1 protein-coding gene is annotated in these 1,791 nt (G+C 78.8%); it reads right to left on the reverse strand.

Going from position 1 to position 1,791, the window contains the following annotated elements; translation table 11 throughout:
- Window positions 1-1,791: ABC transporter ATP-binding protein (locus AB0F18_RS39185; RefSeq protein WP_362070311.1), on the reverse strand; the 1,791-nt coding region annotated here is incomplete at both ends.

A 1,791-nucleotide genomic window follows, 5' to 3' on the forward strand; every position in this document is an offset into this window, starting at 1 on the left:
GGCACCCAGCGCATCGGCCGGCCCGCCGCCGGGGCCACCGCTCAGCGCGCCGCCCGTCCGGCCGCCCAGCCTGTCGGCCGGCTGGTCGTCCGGCCTGGCGTCCGGTGCGTCGGCTTGGGTGGTGGTGGGTTCTGGGGCGGGGGTGAAGAGCGCGCGGTAGGCGGGGTGTTGCCATAGGTTGGCGTGGGTGTCGGTGGCTCGTAGTCTGCCGTCCTCCAGCCAGACGACGAGGTCCGCGCGGGCGGCCGTGGTGGCGCGGTGGGTGACGATCAGGCGGGTGCCGGGCCGTACCTCGTGGGCCAGGGCTTGCTCCACCCGGCGGGCGGTGACGGTGTCCAGGCTGGAGGTGGCGTCGTCCAGCACCAGGAGCCGGCCCGCGTGGCAGAACGCCCGTGCCAGCCCCAGGCGTTGGAGCTCCCCGCCGGACATCGGGGCGTCGCCGAGCGGGGTCCGGTAGCCCTCGGGCAGGCGGCGTACGAACGCGTCCGCCCCGGCGGCCCGGGCCGCGGCGCGTACCGCTTCCGGCGCGGGCCGCGGTGGCGATCCGAAGGCGACGGCCGCGGCGACGTCCTCGCCGAACAGGGCCGGCCGGTCGAAGGCGTGGCCGACCTCCCGGCGCAGTGCTCCGGCGGTGAGCTCCTCCAGCGGGGTGCCGTCCAGCAGCACCCGGCCGCCGTCGCAGTCGGTGAGGCGTCCGGCGACGGCGGCCAGCAGGGTCTTGCCGGAGCCCGAGCGGCCCACGACCGCGGCGGTGGTTCCGCCGGGGATCCGCAGGTCGACGTCGTGCAGGACGGTCCTGCCCGCGCGTTCGACGCGGACGCCGCGCAGCTCCAGCGTGCCGGGGCCCTCGGCGGCGTGTTTCCGGTCCCCCCGGGGGAGTTCGGGCAGATCGAGGAGGGCGGCCGTACGGCGGGCGGCGGCCCTGCCGCGCACCACCGTGGCTAGCCGGCCGGTGACGGCGCCCGCGCCGGCCGCGAGGCCCGCGTAGCGGACGGCGGCGAGCAGGCCGCCGACGCCGAGCTCCCCGGCCGCCAGCCGGAGCCCGCCCACGCCGAGGACCACGTACAGCAGGAGCGGCATCAGCGTGCCGGTACGGGCGACGGTCGCGCCGTAGACCCGCCACATCCGGCGCCCCTCACGGCCCAGTTCGGGCAGTCCGGCGAGGATCCGCGAGGCCTCCCGCTCCCCGGTGCCGGCCGCGGCGATGGTGCGGGCGCCGGCCAGGGCTTCCGCGAGCCGTCCGGCCATGGCGAGCTGTACCCGCTGGTACCGGCCGACGCTGGCTCCCGACGTACGGGCGAAGGTCCGCAGCAGCAGGGCGAGCAGGGGCAGCCCGGCCAGGAAGGCCAGGCCGGTCCACACGTCGACGAGGAACAGGGCCACGAGTCCGCCGAGCGGCGGCAGCAGGGCCGTCACGGCGGTGGCCACGGCGGCGGGAACGGTTCCGGCGGCGGTGGCGTGCGCCGTGAGCCGGGCCGCGATCTCGCCGGGGGAGTGGCGGCCCGCGTGGTGCGGCGCGGTGCGCAGCAGGCCGGCGAGTCCGCGCCGGCGCAGCCAGGCGGCGGACCGGGCGTCGACGCCGCCGGTGAGCCGGCTGGTCGCGGCGTCCAGCAGCACCTCGGCGACGGTCAGCGCCGCGCAGCCCACGGCCCACGGGGTGCCCGAGGGGTCGCGGCGCAGGAGCAGGTCGAGGCAGTGGCCGAGGACGGCGGGTTCGGCGAGGGCCGCGCAGGCGGCGGCCAGCGAGCAGCCGGACACGGCGGCGGTGCGGCCGGCGCTGTGCCGCGCGGC

It is taken from the genome of Streptomyces sp. NPDC029216 (genome assembly GCF_040648015.1).
In the GTDB taxonomy this organism is placed as follows: Bacteria; Actinomycetota; Actinomycetes; order Streptomycetales; family Streptomycetaceae; genus Streptomyces.